The sequence below is a fragment of the Brevibacillus sp. NRS-1366 genome, from assembly GCF_050467985.1.
Genome location: NZ_JBITPN010000087.1, coordinates 1 through 726, shown reverse-complemented (window position 1 = coordinate 726; position 726 = coordinate 1). Strand labels below are relative to the sequence as shown.

At 41.7% G+C, this 726-nt stretch carries 1 protein-coding gene; it reads left to right on the top strand.

Going from position 1 to position 726, the window contains the following annotated elements; translation table 11 throughout:
• Positions 1 to 84: 84 nt before the first annotated feature.
• Positions 85 to 726, top strand: a 642-nt coding sequence (locus tag ACIFQN_RS35755) for a transposase (protein WP_429837797.1), incomplete at its 3' end; no start/stop codon positions are given.

The following is a 726-nucleotide window of genomic DNA, read 5'->3' as shown; positions in this document are numbered from 1 at the left end:
TTTTTTCAAAGATAAGCACAAAAAAATCGTCTCTTCTTGTAAAATGAAAGTTACCACACCAACATTTTAGGAAGGACGATTTTTATGTGCAATCTTTCGATTACACCTCAATATTATACCACGCAAACAATCCTCCCCCTAGAGGTAAAAGAAGAAAGTATTGTTTCCAAGAAAAAATTTGCTCCTACATTTAAACCGTATAATAATCGTCAAGTTCAGGTCATCTTCGATATCGAAGAACTAATTCCCTTGCATCATGTCGCACGTGTGATAGATGAGATGGTTGAGGCCATTCCCGATGAACAGTTATTCTCCCATTATCCAGGTGGCGGCAGACCTTCGTTCCATCCTAAGATGATGTTAAAGGTCGTCCTGTTTGGCTACTCCCAGAAGGTGTACTCCTGCCGCGGCATCGAACAGCTTACCCGCGAAAATATTCCCACCATGTGGCTGGCGGCCATGCAGCAGCCAGACTACCGTACCATCAACGAATTTCGTGGCAGACGGATGAAATCAATGATGGACGAACTATACGAAACCATGACCTTGAAGCTCATCGAGGATAACTATATCACCATGGAAAATTACTTTTTGGATGGGACAAAAATGGAAGCCAATGCCAACAAGTATTCTTTTGTATGGAAAAAATCAACAATCAGATTCAAGGAAAAATTGAAACAGAAAATCCAGGAAACCTTGCGGCTTATTGAGGAGACGGCCAAAGCG